At 53.5% G+C, this 20,864-nt stretch carries 21 protein-coding genes; 14 read left to right on the top strand and 7 right to left on the bottom strand.

Annotation, left to right across the window (positions count from 1 at the left end):
* Nucleotides 1-339 precede the first annotated feature (339 nt).
* From JOE09_RS05615 to spt, 4 genes are read left to right on the top strand one after another with little or no spacing between them, the layout of a single operon-like run.
* A complete protein-coding gene (locus JOE09_RS05615) occupies nt 340-2,079 on the top strand; it encodes a fatty acyl-AMP ligase (RefSeq protein WP_205065129.1) in 1,740 nt (579 codons plus the stop codon).
* Nucleotides 2,076-2,990 carry an NAD-dependent epimerase/dehydratase family protein gene (locus tag JOE09_RS05620; RefSeq protein ID WP_205065054.1) on the top strand — a complete coding sequence of 305 codons (915 nt, stop codon included), beginning with the start codon at nt 2,076-2,078 and terminating at the stop codon, nt 2,988-2,990. Before JOE09_RS05615 ends, JOE09_RS05620 begins: the two co-directional genes overlap by 4 nt.
* Nucleotides 2,991-3,024: 34 nt before the next feature.
* A complete protein-coding gene (locus JOE09_RS05625) occupies nt 3,025-3,285 on the top strand; it encodes an acyl carrier protein (protein WP_105592736.1) in 261 nt (86 codons plus the stop codon).
* Nucleotides 3,272-4,444: a serine palmitoyltransferase gene (spt, locus tag JOE09_RS05630; protein WP_205065055.1), complete on the top strand. Its 1,173-nt coding sequence runs from the start codon at nt 3,272-3,274 to the stop codon at nt 4,442-4,444. The genes JOE09_RS05625 and spt overlap by 14 nt, the downstream gene beginning before the upstream one ends.
* Here the strand turns inward: spt and JOE09_RS05635 are convergent.
* Genes JOE09_RS05635 through JOE09_RS05645 form a run of 3 tightly spaced genes read right to left on the bottom strand, consistent with a single transcriptional unit; the run spans nt 4,441 to nt 7,261 of the window.
* Complete coding sequence (locus tag JOE09_RS05635) at nt 4,441-5,040, bottom strand: YtfJ family protein (protein WP_205065056.1); 600 nt, start codon at nt 5,038-5,040, stop codon at nt 4,441-4,443. The two genes, spt and JOE09_RS05635, sit on opposite strands and share 4 nt — an antisense overlap.
* Nucleotides 5,041-5,091: 51 nt before the next feature.
* Entirely contained in the window at nt 5,092-5,925 is an 834-nt protein-coding gene (locus tag JOE09_RS05640) for a hypothetical protein (RefSeq protein ID WP_205065057.1), read from the bottom strand.
* Nucleotides 5,915-7,261, bottom strand: a complete 1,347-nt coding sequence (locus tag JOE09_RS05645; RefSeq protein ID WP_205065058.1) for a lipopolysaccharide biosynthesis protein — start codon at nt 7,259-7,261, stop codon at nt 5,915-5,917. Before JOE09_RS05645 ends, JOE09_RS05640 begins: the two co-directional genes overlap by 11 nt.
* 473 nt (nt 7,262-7,734) lie before the next feature.
* Between JOE09_RS05645 and JOE09_RS05650 the strand changes: the two genes are divergently transcribed.
* From JOE09_RS05650 to yobA, 4 genes are all read left to right on the top strand, one after another.
* Nucleotides 7,735-8,481 (top strand): SDR family oxidoreductase, encoded by a 747-nt coding sequence (locus JOE09_RS05650; RefSeq protein WP_205065059.1) that lies wholly within the window; start codon nt 7,735-7,737, stop codon nt 8,479-8,481.
* Nucleotides 8,482-8,724: 243 nt separating this feature from the next.
* A complete protein-coding gene (locus tag JOE09_RS05655) occupies nt 8,725-9,240 on the top strand; it encodes a DUF2946 domain-containing protein (protein WP_239552927.1) in 516 nt (171 codons plus the stop codon).
* 95 nt (nt 9,241-9,335) lie between these two features.
* A complete protein-coding gene (locus tag JOE09_RS05660) occupies nt 9,336-10,724 on the top strand; it encodes a PepSY-associated TM helix domain-containing protein (RefSeq protein ID WP_205065061.1) in 1,389 nt (462 codons plus the stop codon).
* A gap of 73 nt (nt 10,725-10,797) precedes the next feature.
* On the top strand, nt 10,798-11,172 hold the full coding sequence (yobA, locus tag JOE09_RS05665) for a CopC domain-containing protein YobA (protein ID WP_105592743.1): 375 nt from the start codon (nt 10,798-10,800) through the stop codon (nt 11,170-11,172).
* A 98-nt stretch (nt 11,173-11,270) separates the two neighbouring features.
* Here yobA and JOE09_RS05670 read toward each other — a convergent pair whose 3' ends face one another.
* Both JOE09_RS05670 and JOE09_RS05675 read right to left on the bottom strand, forming a co-directional pair.
* On the bottom strand, nt 11,271-12,188 hold the full coding sequence (locus JOE09_RS05670) for a pyridoxal-phosphate dependent enzyme (protein ID WP_205065062.1): 918 nt from the start codon (nt 12,186-12,188) through the stop codon (nt 11,271-11,273).
* A gap of 1 nt (nt 12,189) precedes the next feature.
* Nucleotides 12,190-12,855, bottom strand: coding sequence for an alanyl-tRNA editing protein (locus tag JOE09_RS05675; protein ID WP_205065063.1), 666 nt, complete (start codon nt 12,853-12,855; stop codon nt 12,190-12,192).
* 98 nt (nt 12,856-12,953) lie between these two features.
* Between JOE09_RS05675 and JOE09_RS05680 the strand changes: the two genes are divergently transcribed.
* Complete coding sequence (locus tag JOE09_RS05680; RefSeq protein ID WP_205065064.1) at nt 12,954-13,664, top strand: helix-turn-helix transcriptional regulator; 711 nt, start codon at nt 12,954-12,956, stop codon at nt 13,662-13,664.
* On the opposite strand, the gene cynR is transcribed toward JOE09_RS05680, so the two are convergent.
* Nucleotides 13,612-14,508 (bottom strand): transcriptional regulator CynR, encoded by an 897-nt coding sequence (gene cynR, locus JOE09_RS05685; protein ID WP_205065065.1) that lies wholly within the window; start codon nt 14,506-14,508, stop codon nt 13,612-13,614. The two genes, JOE09_RS05680 and cynR, sit on opposite strands and share 53 nt — an antisense overlap.
* Before the next feature lie 108 nt (nt 14,509-14,616).
* On the opposite strand from cynR, the gene JOE09_RS05690 reads away from it, so the two are divergent.
* Together JOE09_RS05690 and JOE09_RS05695 are read left to right on the top strand one after the other, a co-directional pair.
* Nucleotides 14,617-15,816 (top strand): cyanate transporter, encoded by a 1,200-nt coding sequence (locus JOE09_RS05690; protein ID WP_205065066.1) that lies wholly within the window; start codon nt 14,617-14,619, stop codon nt 15,814-15,816.
* Nucleotides 15,817-15,997: 181 nt separating this feature from the next.
* Nucleotides 15,998-16,888 (top strand): oxidoreductase, encoded by an 891-nt coding sequence (locus JOE09_RS05695; protein ID WP_205065067.1) that lies wholly within the window; start codon nt 15,998-16,000, stop codon nt 16,886-16,888.
* Here the strand turns inward: JOE09_RS05695 and JOE09_RS05700 are convergent, their stop codons facing one another.
* The gene (locus JOE09_RS05700; protein ID WP_338049300.1) at nt 16,889-17,596 is read right to left on the bottom strand and encodes a YceI family protein; all 708 of its coding nucleotides are present in this window, start codon (nt 17,594-17,596) and stop codon (nt 16,889-16,891) included.
* A gap of 132 nt (nt 17,597-17,728) precedes the next feature.
* Here JOE09_RS05700 and JOE09_RS05705 point away from each other — a divergent pair, with 132 nt between their 5' ends.
* From JOE09_RS05705 to argC, 3 genes are all read left to right on the top strand, one after another.
* The gene (locus JOE09_RS05705; protein ID WP_205065068.1) at nt 17,729-18,934 is read left to right on the top strand and encodes a lysozyme inhibitor LprI family protein; all 1,206 of its coding nucleotides are present in this window, start codon (nt 17,729-17,731) and stop codon (nt 18,932-18,934) included.
* A 100-nt stretch (nt 18,935-19,034) separates the two neighbouring features.
* On the top strand, nt 19,035-19,550 hold the full coding sequence (gene eco / locus JOE09_RS05710; protein WP_205065069.1) for a serine protease inhibitor ecotin: 516 nt from the start codon (nt 19,035-19,037) through the stop codon (nt 19,548-19,550).
* 182 nt (nt 19,551-19,732) lie between these two features.
* The gene (gene argC / locus JOE09_RS05715; RefSeq protein WP_205065070.1) at nt 19,733-20,662 is read left to right on the top strand and encodes an N-acetyl-gamma-glutamyl-phosphate reductase; all 930 of its coding nucleotides are present in this window, start codon (nt 19,733-19,735) and stop codon (nt 20,660-20,662) included.
* Nucleotides 20,663-20,864 lie beyond the last annotated feature (202 nt).

A 20,864-nucleotide genomic window follows, 5' to 3' on the forward strand; every position in this document is an offset into this window, starting at 1 on the left:
TTAAACAGTATTTTTCCTAAACGAAGTCAAAAAGCCTTTAACACTAAATGCTACATTCAAGTCAGAACATGAATTTTCGCTACGGGAGGGTTTAAAAATTTCAGCCATCGCAGTATTTTAATGCCGGGATAAAATTAAAAAAGCCAACGTGTCATATTTTCCTCTCGGGCTGTCCGCGCGCAGTATTTCCTATCATGCTGTGACTTATCAACACCTGTGTAATTAAAGGCAACTTTGTGAGACGAAAAATGTGCTTGTGTAAAAATTTACGCAAATAAAAAACCTCCAAATAGTAATCATTTCTATTGTTAGATAATTTAATCTATAAATGGGTTGTATATGCACGAAACACGCTCTACGCATTCTCTTCCTATGCGCTACGCAGACTTTTCTTCTCTCGTTGAAGCTTTAGACTACGCAGCCCAGGGATGTACCGGGATGAATTTCTACGATCGACGTAACCAGCTCATCGCCTCGCTGGAATATCGCGTGCTTCAGCAGCGAGCGGTGACAGTGGCTCGTCGATTGTTATCAATGAACCTGAAAAAAGGTGACCGCGTCGCGCTGATCGCAGAAACCAGCGTCGGCTTCGTCGAAGCTTTTTTTGCCTGCCAGTATGCGGGCTTAGTTGCGGTTCCTTTGGCCATTCCTATGGGCGTAGGCCAGAGTGCTTCCTACATCGACAAACTTCAGGGGCTGCTCAAGAGCTGCCAGCCGGCCGCGATAATCAGCAGTGATGAATGGTTGCCGTTAGTCAAACCCGTACATAGCGAAGCCGCGCATATACGTATCCTCACTCATACAGAGATCAATGAGCTGCCGGAGAAAGATGTCCAGCTCAAGGCACCTTTACCCGATGATATCGCCTATCTTCAATACACCTCCGGCAGCACGCGCTTTCCACGCGGCGTGATTATCACCCAGCGTTCGGCAATGGCGAATCTGCAGGCCATCAGCCGCTATGGTATTAAGTTACAGGCCGGTGACCGCTGCGTTTCCTGGCTGCCTTTCTATCACGACATGGGGCTGGTTGGTTTTCTCCTTACGCCAGTAGCAACCCAGCTCTCCGTTGACTATCTGCGTACGCAGGATTTTGCGATGCGCCCGATGCAATGGCTAAAACTCATCAGCAAAAATCGCGGCACCGTTTCCGTTGCCCCTCCTTTTGGCTATGAAATATGCCTGAGGCGCTGTAGTGATAAAGAGATTGCTGATTTGGATCTGTCCAGCTGGCGTGTGGCCGGGGTCGGTGCCGAGCCGATTTCGGGCGAGCTGCTGCAGCGTTTTGCTGAGTGCTTCAGCAAAATAAACTTTGATAGCAAGGCGCTGATGCCCTGCTATGGCCTGGCTGAAAATACGCTGGCGGTCAGTTTCTTCGATAACGTTGCCGCTCGGATGGTCGATACGGTCGATCGCGACATTCTGGAATATCAGGGCAAAGCCGTTGAGCCAACCCGGAACACGCGCGCCAGAGTAACATTCGTTAACTGCGGACGGGCGCTTCCAGAGCATCGTGTTGAAATTCGTAATGAGTCAGGGAAAATCTTAGCCGACCGTGAAATCGGTCATATCTGGATTTCAGGTCCCAGTCTGATGAGTGGCTATTTCAGGGACAACGCTTCACGCTCGAAAATCGAGTCCCTCGGCAGAATGGATACCGGCGATCTAGGCTACCTGCTGGACGGGGAGCTGTATGTTACCGGTCGGAAAAAAGATCTTATTATCATACGCGGCCGTAATATCTGGCCGCAGGATATTGAATACGTTGCCGAATCGGTACCGGAAGTTCGTACCGGCGATGCCATTGCCTTCGTGACGTCAAACGAGCGTGATGAGGCAGGGAAAATTATTTTGCAGATACAGTGCCGTGTGAATTCCGAAGAGCGCCGGGATCAGATTATTCATATGCTGACGTCTCGTATTCAAAGCGAGTTTGGTGTAACGGTGGAAGTTAAACTATTGCCGCCGCACAGTATCCCCCGCACATCTTCAGGAAAACCGGCGCGGGCCGAAGCTAAAAAGCGCTATCTCAGTGAGGCGATGAGCTCGCCCTTGCAGTTGGCAGGCTATGCGCAATGAACAGAACGGTAGCCGTTACGGGCGTAACGGGGTTTATCGGCAAGCATATTGTCGAGAAACTACTCTCACGGGGCTTCGTTGTCAGAGCATTAACCCGGCAGGATAGTACCCGCACGGCAGATAATTTGATCTGGGTGCGCGGCAACCTGGACGATCGGGTAGCATTGGCTGAACTGGTCCGGGGAGCAGACTGCGTTATCCACTGCGCGGGCCAGGTCAGAGGCAGTCAGGAAGACGTTTTTACCCACTGTAACGTATCCGGCAGTCTGCGTCTGATGCAGGCAGTGCAGGCAGGCGGTCACTGTCAGCGCTTCCTGTTTATTTCTTCGCTGGCCGCGCGATATCCGCAGCTTTCGTGGTATGCAAATTCAAAGTTTATTGCCGAGCAGAAGCTAACCGCCATGGCATCTGATATTTCTCTCGGTATTTTCCGCCCCACTGCGGTCTATGGGCCGGGTGATAAAGAACTGAAGCCGGTGTTTAACTGGCTCCTGCGCGGTATTCTCCCCCGCCTCGGCTACGCCGAATCTCTTCTGTCATTTCTTCACGTTAGCGATTTAGCAGAAGCCGTCTATCAGTGGGTCATCGCTGAAACATCTGAGACAACCCCCTTCGAGCTTTGCGACGGAGATATCGAGGGATACAGCTGGAAACGTCTGCAGGAGATCGGCTCCCGTATACGTGGCAATCCAGTGCATTTAATCGGCGTTCCTCTTCCACTGTTAAAACTGGCCGCCGACGTCAGTATGCTATCGCATCGTATAATGCGAAAAGAACCGATGTTAACCCGCAGCAAAATCCGAGAATTAACCCACAACGACTGGTCAGCAAGCAATTCCCATATATCAAAATATATTAACTGGCGTCCTGAGGTTAGCGTAGAGCGAGCGCTGCGCGAAAGACTCTTTTAATTTCCCCAGACTATAGGTGTTAAAAATTATTTCTATGTGCAACCGTGAATTACTAATGGACTATATCCTGGAATGCATACGGGAGATGGCTCCAAAAGATGTTGAAATTAAGAAAGAAAGCGATCTAATCAACGATCTTGGCCTTGAATCCGTTCAGGTGATGAATTTGTTGATGATGCTTGAAGATAAACTCGATATTTCAATACCCATGAATATTTTATTGAACGTCAGAACGCCTGAGCAACTACTTGAAACCTTATTCTCATATCTGGAGAGCACTAATGGGTCTGTATGATAAATTCACCCGCCTCGCTAACCAGCGAGAACAGTTTCAGACATCCGGCCTTAATCCCTTCGGTACTTGCATTGATGAAGTCTATTCTGCAACAGAAGGCCGAATCGGCGAGCGAAATATTGTCCTGGCAGGGACTAACAACTACCTCGGCTTAACCTTTAATGCGGAAGCCATTGCGGTTGGCCAGGCGGCACTGGCCAATCAGGGAACGGGCACCACCGGTTCACGTATGGCGAATGGCAGCTACGGTTCCCATCTGGCGCTGGAACACGAACTGGCGACTTTTTTTGACCGGCCTACCGCTATCGTTTTCTCTACCGGCTATACCGCAAATTTAGGCGTTATCAGTACACTGGCCGACCCGAATGCCGTCGTGCTGATCGATGAAGACTGCCACGCCAGCATCTATGACGCCTGCGTTCTGGGCGGCGCACAGATAATACGTTTCCGACACAATGATGCCCAGGATCTGGAACGCAGAATGGTTCGGCTGAAAGAGCGGGCGAAAGACGCGATTATCATCGTTGAAGGGATTTACAGCATGCTGGGGGATGTTGCCCCGCTGGTTGAAATTGTCGAGATTAAAAAGCGCTTCGGTGGATATCTGCTGGTTGACGAGGCTCACTCGTTCGGCGTTATGGGCGCTACCGGCCGTGGGCTGGCTCAGGAACTGGGCGTTGAACAGGACGTAGATATTGTGCTGGGTACCTTCAGTAAAAGCCTGGCGTCAATCGGGGGCTTTGCCGTCGGTTCTGCAGCAATGGAAGTTCTGCGGTACAGCAGCCGTCCATACATTTTCACCGCGTCACCATCCCCTTCATGCATCGCTTCGGTACGGGCATCGCTGAAAATTATCGCTCAACAGCCTGAGTTACGTGAAAAACTGTGGGCTAACGCCGCCAGACTTTATCAGGGTCTTGAAAAAATCGGCTACACCCTCGGTGCACATATCAGTCCGGTAGTTCCGGTCGTGATTGGGTCGAAAGAAGAAGGACTGCGCTACTGGCGGGAACTGATTGACCGGGGTGTTTACGTCAATCTCGTTCTGCCACCGGCAGCACCATCCGGCATTACGCTACTCCGATGCAGCGTTAACGCCGCACACAGCGAAGAACAAATCGATAAAATTATTCAGGCCTTTACCGCGCTACAGCGTTAAGGAGAAACTGCCGCAGAGGATGGGGCACCGCTATGGCGATCGGGATTGTCGAGTAAATGCTGTATCAGGCTAATCACCTGAAGCACTTCACCTGGCGTCAGCGCCCCATCTTTTGCCCACTGAACCCGCCCTTCACGATCGAGAACCACTATCGTAGAACTGTCTTCTTTCAACTGCCAGGCCTTGCGCCCCAGGCCATCACTGTCGATGATAAACTGGGCCCAGGGATAATGGCGTTGATTTTTTTCCACTTTACCGACCACAAATAAGCCTGTACCGGGAAACTCATCATCCGTATTCACAATTGTAGTCGGCTGGAATTGGTCACTCGGGAAGTTCGCCGCTTTAATCGCTTTTATCAGGATGGAGTTTTTCTTTTTTGCTGAACGACGCCCGGCAATGTAGTGCACTACACGAACTTTTCCCTGCAATTTTGAACTGTTCCATTTTTTATAGCTGATTTCATTACCGGTAAGGATTAATTCGCCGCGATCGGCTATTCCAACCGGGGCAACAGGTTGCCCCTCGATGAAGTTATGTGAAAATGCCAGCGTCGGAAATAAAATTAGCAGTAACAGTGTGGAAATACGTAACATTGCAGACTTTCCTTATCAACGAATTAACAATGTAATCATTCCCTCTGAGGTTTATAAAGGATAACGCGCAACAAACATTTCAATAGGTTGACGAATATTATTAGCCATCTGGCTGGATTCACTGTAAGACCTCTTGCCGGATAATTTATCGGCAACCATCTCGTCATGGCGGTCGCCCATTAACCCATTAATATTGGATAAAAAACTGGAAAGCTGGCGCGCATCTGAATTACCCGGCTCCAGCGACCTCATCGTGTCATAGTAAGATACCTGCTGGCTGACAATTTTACGGACGTCATGGAACTCATCTCCCGTCAGCTCAGGATTAGCGATCGCCTCTTGCAGTTTACGTATCTGCTGCTGCCTGTACTGTATAAAGCCATTATCATCATCCAGGACCGTATGGCGCAGGCAGTAGCGAACGACGGACCAGACCGGCGCACTTAAAATCACATTCAACAATCGCCCGTAAATCTTGATGTTTTTTTCATTGTGATTGCGAAAGGCATCCTGGAAATGCCCCAGAAAAACCGTAGTCTGACGGAAAATAAAGTTGGATTCATGTTTTTTACTGTAAAGTCGCTGGGCAAACCGTAAATGTTTATAGCGTGCGCGAATATATTTATACTGAAGCCGTTCTTTTTCACTCAGAACGTTCCCCTGTAATACATTGTTAATTAATTTCAGCAAATCCTCACGTTTGAATCCATCTTCCCAGAATTGTAAACACAAGGCGTAATAATGACGGATATCATCCGTTGAGCATCGTAACTCAATAAACGTCGGTAAACTGGCAGACTCGACAAGTTTGTCATCTTCTTCTACAGCGGTAAATAGTCGTTCAATTGTTTCAGGGGAAAATCTTTCCCACTTTTTACTGCTCATTTTTACTCGTCCCAACAGAAGTATTAACAGAAAGAGAACTGCGATGACGCCAGGCCCATAGCGTAGGGATTAGAGAAAACAGGACGTCAAAACACTGCCCGCCAAAATACGCATAGGCTGCGCCGATCACACCAAAGAAATGCGGTAATACAAGTAACAATGCGATGTATGACGCGGAAGCAAATGTTTGCATAACCAGATAGGTCCGCTGTTTTCCCGCCATCAACAATAATGACTCCTGCGGAAAACCCATCATGGAGATCACGACGGCCCCCAGCATCACCTGTATAAGGTCATATGCTTCAAGATACTTTAGCCCAAAAACAAAGGAGATTAATGGCTTACCAACGACAACCACCAGCAACGCGACCAGTATTCCTATGGCGCCCGCCAGCAGTGCTGACCGTAACCCGAGCACCCATGGCCTTTTACTGGCAGGGTCAAGACGCATGATCTCCGGATAAAAACTTTTCGATAGCAGGCTCGCTGGCGTTCCCGTAGCATCAAAAACGGTCATGGCGATCTTAAATAGCCCCGCCGCCACCGGCCCCAGAATAATACCCACCAGGACCGTGCTGCATGAGTTTCGCGCAGACCAAATAGAGTGCGAAAGATTGGTCGTCCACACAAAGTTCCATGCACCCGATAATCTCCGCGCCGGTTCAATAAAACCGGGGCGCAGAGCTTTATGAAAGTTTTTCCTGCGGAGTTCGCGCGCGGAAAACCACCAGAATAACAGGCTGGCGAACAGATTTGAGACAAACCAGGTGACAATAAAGCCGGCAAAACCGAGCTGGGAGAAATAAGAAATGATACTACCAATAGCAATCATTAACGGTTTGATTGCCTGCTGAACGGCAATCAGGTCGAAACGGTCCAACGTTCGCAGAATTCCCGTTGGCGTTGATGAGGCCATAAAAGGAATCAGCGTGCAGTATAATAGTGCCAGTTTAAAGTTTTCCGCATCCAGTCCAATAACGTCGGACAGCCAGGGCAACAATATCATTCCGGCCAGCATCGCCAGCGCACCGCTGACAATATCCAGCCCAAATGAAAATGCGATCACATCGCGAAAGCGTTGTATATTTTTACTGACTAACGCCGGCATACCAAACTGAACGATGAATTGCCATGTCTGAAACTTGGCAAAATCACTGACGGCTTTGGTATAGGACTGAATGACAATAAGTACGCCAAACATCTCAGGCGACATGCCTCTGCCGGCACATGAAAGCGCCAGCAGCCCCAGCAACGCACTAACAACGTTTCCGGAGCCTAAATAAGCACTATTGCGGATAATGGTGCGGAAAGCACCATCAGAAAACCATTTTTTCATGGAAAAACCAGATCACAGGCGGCTTGTTGATCGGAACAGGTTATCAATCACTTAGCCGATATCATTCCGCCTGACGCGTATATAAAAACAACGGCCATGAATAAGCCAATTCATGATTATTGATATAAAAAATCACCTACTCTGCTTTCTTATTCTTTCAAGAAAACGGCGATGATTGTCTGTTCAAGAGAGGAAACAGGATAAACGATATTGCTCATCGGCTAAAGGCTTTTACCCTAAAACCGCATTAGTAATCAAAAAATGTATTATTGGCAAAATCAGGCTGTGGGTTCGGGAAGTATTTTAAATTATCACGCGATCAATATTACAAAAATAAATAAAAAGTTAATTAACATCTGACTGGCTGGGTTTTTAGCTGACGCCTTTTGAGCACTGTTGGGAAAACGGCCTCCGTTCACTTGTGTCAACTTACGTGTAAATGAAATAATTTATGATAAACCAGAGAGGAAGAAATGCTGAAAGGTAAACGAGCAGTGATTACCGGAGGCGGCCGTGACTTTGGTCAGGCCATTGCCGTCTGGTTGGCCAGAGAAGGAGTCGAAGTTGATCTTTGCGCGCGCAAAATTACCGATGCAGAAGCTACCTGCGACATTATTCACTCAGAAGGTGGGGTTGCTCGCGGTTATGAGTGCGATATGGCTCAGCCGGACTCGATTAGCCGGTTCTGTGCGGCGCTTTTACATCCGCAACAAGCCATCGATATTCTTATCCTTAGCGCTGCGCAATGGCTGGAAGGAGAACTGGATGAGCAAACGCCTGCTGAGATCATCAGCACAATCAACTCCGGATTAACCGGCCCTGTTCTGTTAACTCAGGCGCTTTTACCCGGCTTACGTCTGTCATCGGGTGCAGATATCGTGACAATAGTCTCATCCTGCGGCATTCCACAGTTTACGGACTCCGTTGCACATCCCGCATTTTTCGCCAGCAAGCATGGAATAAGCGGTTTCAGTCAGAAACTCGCCGGTCAGATGGCAAAGGAGAACATCCGCGTCACTGCGCTGTATCCACCGGATTTTGAAATCACCAGTTTGCAGGCATCGACCACGGGGAATGAGCGAATGGGAGAAAACCTGCTTAACGGCCAATCCTTGTGGGAAACGATCCGTTTTGTGCTGACCCAGCCGCGGAGCTGCCATATCAGCACGATCTATTTTCAGGGACCGACTCGGCAGGCGTTAAGCCGTTCTACTCCGTAAAAATAATTGACCCGCAATGTTAACGAAATGTTTAAATAAAGCCGAGTTACTGCGTAATTTTTTGCACTATATGGCAAAGCAAATAAAAAATAATTTTTTCCTTGATTTAGATTTCATATTTGCCAGAAAAGCCGTTAAAATTTCCACCATTATGAATAATGCTATCGGACTTTCGCTTTGGTTTCTCTGTTAGGCCTTTCGCAACGCCGCATGCCAGCCTTTATTGCCGTACTGGCAATACTGATGCTGTTTATTGCTCCAGAGGTGTCGAAAACTCTGGCGCAATGGCGTGCAGCAAACGCGATAATGGCTCAGGGTGAACAGGCTGACTCAGGACCTGACGATTCAATGCAGGCTGGGCGCATGTCTGATGGCGCGCTCCCCGACCATTCAATACCGGTACGTGATACGCAACATGCCGTAGCGCACGACGGTTCCATGCCCATGCATCACATGGCTTCCGGCATGGCCCATCATACAATGCCCGCCGTAAACACCGAAGGCAGCGCGAAAAAATCCCCATCGATGTCGGACCATAATAGCTCGCAGCCCGTAACAGGCGGAATGGCGACGATGGACGATCTCGCCTGCGGCTACTGCGAACTGCTGGTACACTTTCCGTTTATGATCTGGGTGCTTATCCCTCTGATCTGGCTTTTATGCACTTCAACGCGCGCACCGCCGGTACGCCTTGTTGTCTCATTTTTCGCGACATTTCTGCCTGGCTGCTGCCTTCCCCGGGCTCCGCCTGCCCACTAATCACGCCGTTATTCCACTATAAAATTAAAATTCCTGATTAATTTTCAGGAAATGAAACCTGCATTTTAAATTATGTGCTCTGCACAGGATTACCCATGTCGCAAATTAAAAATAACGATAAGAAAACACGCGGAGCCGTGCTGGAGTTTTTCCGCCGTCTGCATTTTTATATCGGTTTGTTTGTTGGGCCATTTATTTTTGTCGCCGCCTTAACCGGCACGCTTTATGTGTTCAGCACGCAGATAGAGAGCCGACTTTATGCCCATGAGCTGACCACGCAGCCGGTTGGCGAAGCACATTCACTGGCCGATCAAATCTCAGCCGCGCGGGCTTACGCCGGGGAAGATACGCGAATTTATGCCGTACGCCCTGCTCCGGGCCGCACTGATACCACCCGCGTACAGTTTGTCGATCCGGTGCTGGGGTCCTCAGAATCGCGGGCCGTTTTCGTTGACCCCTACTCGCTTGAAATCCGCGGCGATCTCACCGTCTACGGCAGCAGCGGATCGCTACCGCTGAGAAAATGGATCGATCAGGTTCATCGTGGGCTGCTGCTGGGCGATACCGGCCGCCTCTACAGCGAGCTGGCGGCCTCCTGGATGTGGGTGGCTGCCGTGGGTGGCGTGGCGCTGTGGTGGCTGGGCCGCCCGAAACGTCGTCTGAAAAAAGCGCAGGGGCGCATGGCCGCCAGCCGTCGGTTACACATTACTCTTGGGCTGTTTCTGCTGGCCGGTCTGCTGATGTTCTCTGCAACGGGCCTGACGTGGTCGCAGTGGGCCGGTGGCAATATTGATAAAATGCGCAGCGCCTTCAACTGGCTGACGCCGCAGGTCAGAACCACGCTGGATACGCATGCGGTTTCCCCTGCCCCTGCCGATCCGCACGCTGAACATCATATGTCGATGGCCGGTATGGTCATGCCTTCCGCTGAGGACAATACCTGGCAGCAGGTGCTGGCCAGCGCCCGCCGGGCAGGGATTGATGCACCGAAAGTCGAAATTCGCGGCCCGAAAAGCGAGGGCAAAGCGTGGACGGTGGCCGAAGCCCAGGCGCGCTGGCCTTCGCAGGTGGATATCGTAGCCATCGATCCGCGCGATATGCGCATTGTCGATCGCGTCTACTTTGATCAGCACCCGCTCGCCGCCAAACTGACCCGCTGGGGAATCGATTTCCATATGGGACTGTTATTCGGTCTGGCCAACCAGCTGCTGCTGACTGCCTTCGGTATCGGCGTTTGCGTGATGATTGTGCTGGGATACCGCATGTGGTGGCTGCGCCGCCCGACGGCCCCCGCAGACAACGTTGCCAGTTCGCTACTCCATGCCTGGCTGCGGCTACCGATGCGCTGGCGCATTGGCTCTCTGCTGGTCACCTCGGCTCTGGGATGGTGTTTACCCGTAATGGGAACCAGTCTGCTGGCCTTCCTGTTGATTGATGTCGCGCGCTGGCAGCAGCAGAAACGCCAGGTGTCGCAGTTCGCCTGAGTCAACGGCGATAAATGTATTCATGCTGTCGGCCATCGTCCGGCAGCCGTTTGTCACGCAAGGAGAAGTTCAGATGGTATTACGTATGAAGAAAGCCCTCACCGCCGCTGCTGTGCTGGCTGCAACACTGGTGTCTCAGCAGGCTCTGGCCCACGCTCATCTCGCCAGCGCGTCACCGGCCAGCAAGGCCGAAGTCAGCGGTTCACCAAAAGAGCTGACCCTGACCTTTACCGAAGGCGTTGAGGCCAGCTTCAGCGGTGCGGCAATCACCGATGCTGCCGGCAAAGCAGTGGACACCGCTAAGGCAACCGTCGACAGCGCGGATAATAAAGTCCTGCATATTCCGCTGTCATCAGAGCTGAAAGCCGGTGAGTACATGGTTGACTGGCACGTCCTTTCCGTCGACGGCCATAAAACCAAAGGGATGTATAACTTCACCGTGAAGTAATACAGAATCCGGGCATCGGCGCGGCTGATGCCCGGCAAGAGAGCTAAACTAAGCTAAGCGACCCGCCGACGGCCGCTCACGACCGTCCGTTTGCTTCGCTATGCGCCGCCGTGCATGCTAAAGAGCTGTTCGGCGGACATCGTTGCGCCGCCGCAGACAATCACCAGCGGATTGTGAAAGGTTTTCATAACGGCTTTTTGCTCATAAATGCACGCCAGACTCGCGCCGCATGCCGGTTCCGTCATCACGCGGTGATCGTCAATAAACCGACGACAGGCGCGCACCGCCTCTTCATCGGTCACCACCTCACTGATAACGGGATGAAGCCCCACCAGCCTGATCGCCTGCTCACAGACCTTTTTCGCACCCAGACTGGTCGCAACGGTGTTGATGTGTTCAAGCTCCACCGCCTGACCGACCTCAATGGCGGCACGAAATGAGGCCGCACCTTCCGTCTCTACCGCAACCACCGGAATATCGTAAAGCCCGTTGCGCTGCAACCCTTCAACCACGCCGGACAGCAACCCACCGCCGCCGACGGAAAGCACAACCGCATCGGGCCGTACGCCGCTGGCCACCACTTCATCAATCATTGAGGCATGTCCCTGCCACAGCAGCGGATCGTCGAAGGGGTGCAGGAACGCGTCCAGTTCCCCCTTCAGGGAGAGCGCAAAGTGATTGGCCTCCTGCCAGGATGCACCGTGAACGATGACGTCAGCCTGTTCAAGATGCAGCAATTCCTTCGCGCGCGCTGAGGTTGTTTCCGGAACGACCACCGTCACCGGCACGCCCAGCGTTCTACCTGCCCAGGCAACGGCCAGCCCTGCGTTACCGCCCGAAGAGGAAATAAATCGCCGGGCCCCCTGCTCGTAATATGTACGACAGGCCAGCCCGATGCCGCGAATTTTAAATGAACCACAGGGCTGGAGCGCATCCATTTTCAGCCAGACGTTACTGCCGCTCAGCTGGCCGAGTGCCCGTGAGTTCAGCAGTGGAGTATTCAGATGTAGTTGCATTTCAGGCTGCCTGATTGAGGGTTAACGGTCGCGGATCGGCCAGCGAGTAAGAAACGGAAAGCTGCCCTTTGCGGAACTTCACGCTGCTAATCAACACCTGCCCAATCCGATCGGTACTGATGACGTGCGTACCACCGCAGCTGTAAAACGGCAGTTCACCCCAGGTGATACGACGTATGCCCTCCGGCATAGTCTGCTGACGCGGCAGAGCCTGATTCACCAGTTTATTAACTTCATCACAGAGTAATTCAGCATCGGGGACGGCCTGCCCCGCGACTGCGGCTGCAAATACCACCCGGCCTTCACCGGGACGATGATTGCCCTTAATCGCCTGCCAGCCCAGATCCTCGCCCACGGCGGCAATCAAATGCCCGGCGGAGTGCATACGGGTATTCAACTGCCGACACTCTTCATCCACCGCCATGGCGCACTCGCCCACGGGGAGGGCACTGTCGGTAACATGCACTATTTCATCATTCTCCTGAAATACACCCAGCACGCTGGCTTTACCAATCAGCCCGATGTCATAAGGCTGCCCGCCGCCCTGCGGATGGAACAGCGTTTCTGACAGAACAGTATGGAACCGGCCGTCTTCCGCCAGAGTGGATGATAGAACGGTCGCTGCGGCACGGAGGCTATCGCTTAAAAGATACAGTTTGCTGGTCATCGGCCCTCACCGGCGTTGATTTACAATCAATGTTGATGTTTCAACAATTTGTTTATATTCTTATCCAGAATGATATCTGACACAACGAGTTTTTATTGATGACTGCCAGTACCGATAAATCACAGCTGATTAACCAGCTTAGCGCCGTTATGGACGCCTTCGCCTCCGTTGCGGGTCGCCATATCGAGGTCGTTTTACACGATCTCGCACAGCCGGAAACGTCGGTAATCAAAATTATCAATGGGCACGTTTCCGGCAGAAAACCGGGCAGTCCGCTGCTGGATGCACCGGATAACGACAGGGGATTTCTCGGCCTGCTTAATCCTTCCGCAGCCCCGTTGGATCGCGAACCCACGGTTTTTAACAGCTATCCAACGGCCAGCCTGCAGGGAAAACCACTACAAAGCTCAACGGTGTTCTTCAAAGATGAAAACGGCAAACCCCAACTTTCACTCTGTTTTAACGCCGACAACAGCGCGATAAATGCGGCACGCGAGGCCTTAGCCATTTTGCTGCCTCAGGAAGCGGAGGAAAAACAGGAGCAGGACATCGGGCTGGAGGAAAAGCTGGATGAGATTATCCGTGCCTGCATTCCCCCCACGGGGCAGCTCAGAACCGGAGCCAGTAAGCAGGAGAAGGTCGAGATTGTTCGCCAGATGCAAAACCGGGGGATGTTTATGGTGCGCGGCGGGGTTGAGAAAGCGGCAAAAGTGCTGGGCGTAACGCGCTACACCATTTACAACTATCTTGATCAGATTAAGAAGGATACGGGGCCGACAACGTTGCCCACTGCAAAGCCAGCTGAATAAACGCCCGGGCGGCGGCGCTTTGATAGCTATCCCGGTGCTGCAGGATAACCGCCGTTCTTTCCAACAGCGGCGGCTCAAGCGCAATTCCGGTCAGCGGCTTATTTTCCCTGGCGATTGCCGCAGGCAGCAGCGTTGCCAGCGGTGCACAGCGGATGATTTCGACTACCGCGTTGACTGAATTTGCCTCCATGACCACCCGAGGGCTCAGCCCGTTTTGCCAGCAGCAGCGATCGATCTGCCCGCGTGTGGCAAATTCTGTACTCAACAATACCAGCGGCAGCGCATCGAGGACCTCTAAAGGCAAACATGCATGCCCCGCAAGGGGATGACCGCTGCCGACCACCAGCACCAGTTTTTCCTTCAGCAGTACCTGCGCGTCTGTTTCCTGCGTATAAGTCCCTTCAAAGCCAATACCCGCATCCAGTTCGCCTGCGCATAGTTGTTCCTCAATACGCTCCTGCGACATCTCACGAATGCTGACGTTGATATCCGGGTAGCGCTGATAAAACGCGGCCAGCAGTGGCCCAATCAGCCATGAGGTAAAGGTTGGCGTTACAGCAATCCGCAGCAGACCGCGACGCAGGTCTGCAACATCGTGGATCGCCCGCTTACCCTCTTCCAGCCCCTGCAGGGTCCGGCGGGCATAGTCCAGATAAACCACTCCCGCATCGGTCAAACGAATGCTTCGGCCGCTTCGGTCGAAAAGCGTCGCGCCCAGATGCGCCTCCAACTGCCTGATCTGCTGAGACAGCGCCGGCTGAGAGACATGCAGCACCTGAGCTGCGCGGGTAAAGCTTTGATGCTCGGCTACGGCCAGAAAATAGTTGATATGTCGAAGCAGCATGACGCCATCCCATAAGCAGAATCAATAGACTTAATCATAAATGAATATTTTATCTTATGTGAACTCATCCTTACCCTTCTTCGAACAATAAGAAATGAGAGTGATGTGATGAGTCTGAAGATAAAAAACGGCCTGATACTGCTGGTTCTGGTACTGGTTGGCCTGAATATGCGTCCTCTGCTGACCTCAGTGGGACCGCTGCTGCCGCAGCTTCGCGATGCCAGCGGAATGAGCTTTGCGCTGGCTTCCCTGCTTACCGCCCTGCCGGTGGTGGCAATGGGGGTAATGGCGCTGGCAGGAGAGTGGCTGAGTCACCATCTCAACGAGCGTAAAACCGTCGCGCTGAGCCTGATGACCATCGCCGCGGGCGCACTGCTGCGCGAACTGGCTCCTCACAGCACACTCCTGTTGAGCAGTGCATTAATCGGCGGAATTGGCATTGGCCTGATTCAGGCCACCATTCCTGGCATCATTAAGCGGCTCTTCGGCCACAGCACACCCGCGGTTATGGGGCTGTGGTCGGCTGCACTAATGGGCGGAGGCGGGCTGGGTGCGGCAATGACCCCGTGGCTGGCACAGCACAGCGAGGTGTGGTTTCACGCGCTGGCGTGGTGGTCGCTACCGGCCATTCTGGCGCTCACCGGCTGGATGGTCATCGGTCAGTCCGCCATTCAGCCACCGAATAAAACGTTATCTACCCCTCGGGTACGGTTACATGTCAGCCCGCGCGCATGGCTGCTCGGGCTGTACTTCGGGTTGATTAACGGCGGGTATACCAGTCTGGTCGCCTGGCTACCGCCCTATTATATGCAGCTGGGGTCCACGCCGCAGTCCAGCGGCAGTCTGCTGGCGCTGCTGACGCTGGGCCAAACGGCAGGCGCGCTACTGACGCCAATGCTGGCGCGTCATCAGGATCGGCGTCGGTTATTGCTGATAGCGCTGATGATGCAGCTGGTGGGATTCTGCGGTTTTATCTGGCTACCGCAGCAGCTGCCGGTTGGCTGGGCGCTGATTTGCGGGGTGGGCCTGGGCGGCACCTTCCCGCTGAGCCTGGTCCTGGCACTGGAGCACTCTTCCCATGCACCTCTTGCCGCACGGCTGGTGGCTTTTATGCAGGGCATCGGTTTTATTATCGCCGGGGTATCACCCTATCTGTCCGGATTCCTGCGCAGCGCCACCGGCGACTATCTGGCCGACTGGATCTTTCACGCCGCCTGCGTGGCAGCTCTGATGTTGCTGACGCTGCGCTTTGCCCCATCGCGCTATCCCTCCGAGTGGCAGGCGGCTTCCCACCAAAAAATCATCTGACGGAATAGGGTCAGGCTCAACCCGGTGATGTTTTTTTGGACGATCGCCCCTGGTTTGTTCATATTACCAGGGGAAGATAATGCGCCAGGCGGATTACGGTGCGACAGCCGGAGCACGCTCGCGCACAGTATTACTGGTTTCTGTCATCCCCCGAATCGTTGATTAACAGGAAAAACGCATCATGTCTCAATACCCTGCTATTGCACTTATCGGCCCCGGTGCGATTGGCACCACCGTCGCGGCAGCGTTACATGAAGCTGGCCGCACACCCACGCTCTGTGGACGTACCCCCCACGACAGCCTGCTGCTGCGCGTGGACAACCACCGCATTGAAATCCCCGGCCCGATCCTTACCCATCCTTCCGCTGTTCAACAGCATTACGACCTGGTGTTCGTGGCGGTAAAAACCACTCAGGTTGCCGAAGCCGCACCGTGGCTGGCGGCACTGTGCAGCGCAAAGACCGTGGTTTGCGTGCTGCAAAACGGCGTTGAACAGCGTTCACTTTTTGCGCCTTACCTCTCCGCACAGCAGATCCTGCCCTCGGTCGTGTGGTTCCCCGCGCAGCGCGAAACGGGAAATACCGTGTGGTTGCGCAGCAGCCCGCGCCTCACCCTGCCGGATGTAGCGGAAAGCCATCGGGTGCTTGAAGCGCTGCAAGGGACACGCTGTGAGGTTGATGTCACCACCGATTTTACGCAGGTAGCCTGGCGTAAACTGATGCAAAACGCGCTGGCCGGATTGATGGTCCTGACCGGCCGCCGTGCCGGGATGTTTTCTCGCATTGATATCACCGGCCTGTCGCTTGCGCTGCTCCAGGAATGCCAGGCGGTGGCACGTGCAGAGGGAGCCGCACTGGGGGATGAGGTTCCGCAGGAGATCCTGACCTGGTTCCATCGTGCGCCTGCCGACCTCAGTACATCAATTTTGACCGATCGTCAGGCGGATCGCCCACTGGAATGGGACTGCCGCAACGGTGTGATCCAGCGACGAGGCCAGGTGCACGGCATTGCAACACCGATTAGCGACCTGATTGTTCCCCTGCTCGCCGCCGCCAGCGACGGGCCGGGATGATTACGGCGAGCTCGCATTCTCGTCAGGGGCCAGATGCGCACGAATAGCGATATCAATTTTAATGCGGTCGTCGACCAGTATGGCCAGACGATCCATCTTAAATGCCGAGCGGGAGATAGTCGTGGTGGCGAACAGCACCAGTTCATCAGGCGAAGATGATGCCTCCTTTCCCGCCATTGTGGCTTCAAGGATCACCGGGCGCTGGACGTTTTTAACCTGCAGCAGACCAAAAATTTTGTACTGTCCCTGGCCTTTATCGACCACTCGTGTACTGGTAAAAATAATATCGCGGTAGCGAACTGCGTCAAAAAACAGCTGACTCTTCAACTGCCAGGTCAGCATATCGTTAGAAGCCTTCAGTGTAGAAACCGGAATTTTGACGTTGATGCGGTCGTTATAATCATGGCCGGGGTCCAGCGAAACTTCACCGGTGACACCGCTGAGCCGTGCCTGAGAGAACGTGTCGCCGAAAGCATTCCATGACAGTGCGATATCGGTCCTGTCGGTCGCAACCTGGTAAGTGAGAGGCGTCGCGTGCAGCACCGGGCTGGAAAACAGCCCGAAAGCCAGCAGCGTGGCGATGCGGGTCATACCGTAATTCTCCTCAAAACAGACCGGACGCACGAACGCCCGGTTTAGCGAGTTGTTGGGGAACTCAATGACTAAAATTCGATGCACCACGGCTTGCAAGCGGGTATGAGGGAACATTTCGCTCCCAAAAACAGGACATACATTACGGTATTCATTCAACTCAGGGTGATGCAGGAAATGCGTCTTTTACTTGCCGCTATCTTTAGGATAACGTGGCAAATTATCCTCTCTACTTCAAAAGGAATGCCCATGGCGATACGCGCTGTTCTGTCCGAAAAATCCCGTCTTTTCATGCTGATGCTGCCGGTTTTTGGCTGTTTTTCAGCGCAGGCGGCCTCTTTCGACTGCCAGAAAGCAGCGACGCCAACGGAGCGAGCAATCTGTGCCGATAAGGCACTCAGTGATAAGGATGCGTCGATTGCTGACAACTATCAGCAGCTGGTTGCGGTGCTGCCTGAAGCAGAAATCAATACATTGCGCACCGAGCAGCGCAGCTGGCTGAAACAACGCAATAGCTGCGCCGGCGACAGCGCATCGCTCAATTCCTGTCTCGACCAACAGTTAACCCTACGTGAAGGTGCACTCAACGCGCGGCTACATCCGGCGCAGGCGGCGTTAGATGCGGTGATTGCCACCATCCCGACAACACCAGCCCAATCGGCGATACAGCTGCGTCACTACAGCAGCAGCCCGCTGGCCGCGGCCTGGCTGGTCTATCTACATCAGTTTATTCCGACCAGCGGCGTCAGCCAGCAGGAGGCACAACGGGCCGAAAATACCGCCATTGCTGCCATCACCGCGCAGGACAGTTTTGCCGCCTCGATTTTGCAGGATACGCGAAAAGATCCAAAAACCTCGCGCGGTGAAGCCGTGCTGATGCTGCTGCGCATGACCATTGAGTTGAACGGCTACGGCGCAGAAGATCGCCCCTACGTTCACTGCTTCGTTTTTGCCCGTCAGGGGGATGCGGCTTACCAGGCATTTGGCCCGCTCTACGGTTCCAGCCGTGACAGCTCAGCGCCCATTTGCCCGCCGCAGGGTGGACTGTTTAAACAGGAAGCCTGGCGGCAGCTGCGTAATCAGCTGACCGCGCCGGAAAGCGCGGTCAGTGCCAATGCGGGCACCATCCGCTTTGCCAGCTTCGCCGCCTGGCGCATCCTGGCTCTGCGCGCCACGCTGTCACCGCAAAGTTTCCTGAAATCAGAACAGGACACGGAACAAAACGGCGATCCGGCGCAGCGCATTCGCGACTGGACCGATGAAAAGAACTGGCCTGCTACCCAGCGACAGCTGACGCTGGCGGCAATCGACCCCGCCCGGCAGGCCACCAGTCAGTGGTTGCAGCTGGAGCGTGGTTTTTCCGCTAGCGATGCTGAAACCGCCGCACAGAATATCGTAAAACAGTGGCTAAACCAGCATCTGGATTATATTTCAGAGAACAGTGACAGCGAATAATTCCGCAAAAACAATCTTAAAGCCATATAATTTGCCTTTATGTGCGATTTGTTCGGTGTATAATTCCAGCATTTTCACCGATCATTTAAAGGAAGAAACGATGAATACGCTATTTTCAACTCTCTCTGTTCTGCTGCTGGCCGGTTCCGTCTCGGCCATCGCGGCCTCAGGTCCCCCCCAGGAAGGCAGCCCGAGCCAACAGCCACTGGAGAAAATTGCGCCGTATCCGCAGGCCGAAGCGGGAATGACCCGCCAGGTGATTACCCTGCCGCCAAAGGATAATGAGCGGGATCTTAAAGTAGAGCTGCTGATCGGTAAAACGCTGGAAGTGGACTGTAACCGGCATATGATTGGCGGCACGATCAAGCGCGAAACGCTCTCCGGCTGGGGCTACGACTATCTGGTCGTTGAGAAGCTTTCCGAACCGGCATCGACCATGATGGCCTGCCCCGATCGCGCCAGACAGCAAAAATTTATCGCCGCCAACCTGGGTGAGGATGCCTTCCAGCGCTACAACAGCCGTCTGCCGATTGTGGTCTACGTACCAAAGGATGTGCAGGTAAAATACCGCATCTGGCAGGCCTCTGAGACGATAAATCAGGCCACCGAAAAATAAGCATAGCCCTTCCCACCGGCGGGATGCGCCGCCGGTGGGAAGGTCAGAATCCGCTTCCCTCAATCAGCATAAAAAACCCCTCAGCGTGAATATTCATGCAATTTTTTTCATAAAGCGCTTTTAATCTGCTGCAATCTGATTACACTGTTTTTTTCTCATTTATTCTTAAGGCAAAGGCTGTAATGAGTCAGAAATATCGTGTGTTCATCGACGGTCAGGCGGGTACGACCGGTTTGCAAATCCAGCAGCGTCTGGCCCGTCATCCCCACATCGAATTACTCAGCATTGACGACGCACAGCGTAAAGAAGCGTCTGCCCGTCAGGCCCTGATGAAACAGGCTGACGTCACTATCCTTTGCTTGCCCGATGCCGCCGCACGTGAAGCCGTTGCGCTGGCTGATGAAGTTGGTGCCCGCGTGCTGGATGCCAGCTCGGCGCACCGCGTGCAGGACGGCTGGGTTTATGGTCTGCCGGAACTGGATGCCGGTCAGCGCGAGAAAATCCGCCAGGCCAGCCACGTCTCCAACCCTGGCTGCTATGCCACCGGCGCCATCGCCCTGATCGCCCCACTAACCCGCGCCGGACTGCTGGCCGCCGATCGTCCGCTGGCGATCAATGCCGTATCGGGATACAGCGGCGGTGGTAAAGCGATGATTGAAAAGTACCAGCAGCAGGGTACCGGCTTTGCCGCCTACGGCCTGGGCTTCGATCATAAGCATCTGAAAGAGATGCAGGCCTGGGGCGGATTGAGCACCCGACCGATCTTCCAGCCGGGCGTGGGTGACTATGCACAGGGCATGCTGGTATTTATTCCGCTGAACGATACCGACGGCGAGCCGTTGCAGCGTGAGCTGGCAGCGTTCTATGCCGGTCAGCAGTTTATCCAGGTTCGCGAACTGAATAATCTGGATGACGATACCGCGCCATACCTGCTGCCGGAAGCATTAAACAACAGCAACAATATGGAGCTGTTCGTCTTTACCCACCCGCAGCAGCGCCAGACGATACTGGTTGCGCGCCTGGACAACCTCGGTAAAGGCGCGTCCGGGGCTGCCGTACAGAACCTGAATATTATGCTGGGCCTGGCGGAAGAAACCTGCGTTAATCTGTAACTGCTTTTAAGCCGGGAACCATAATGTTCCCGGCTCTCCGCCCGCTGCGGCGGCAAAAGTCCCCATCTGAGTTATATTTATCCGCATCCCTCCCCGTATTGCACCCCAGTGCACACGCGGGATTGTAACGACGGTATTCGCAACACGTGATTCACAACACCGCATATCCATCACACCCGAGCGGGCAACGCGCCCGTCGCGA

The organism is Pantoea coffeiphila (genome assembly GCF_016909495.1).
GTDB lineage: Bacteria > Pseudomonadota > Gammaproteobacteria > Enterobacterales > Enterobacteriaceae > Erwinia > Erwinia coffeiphila.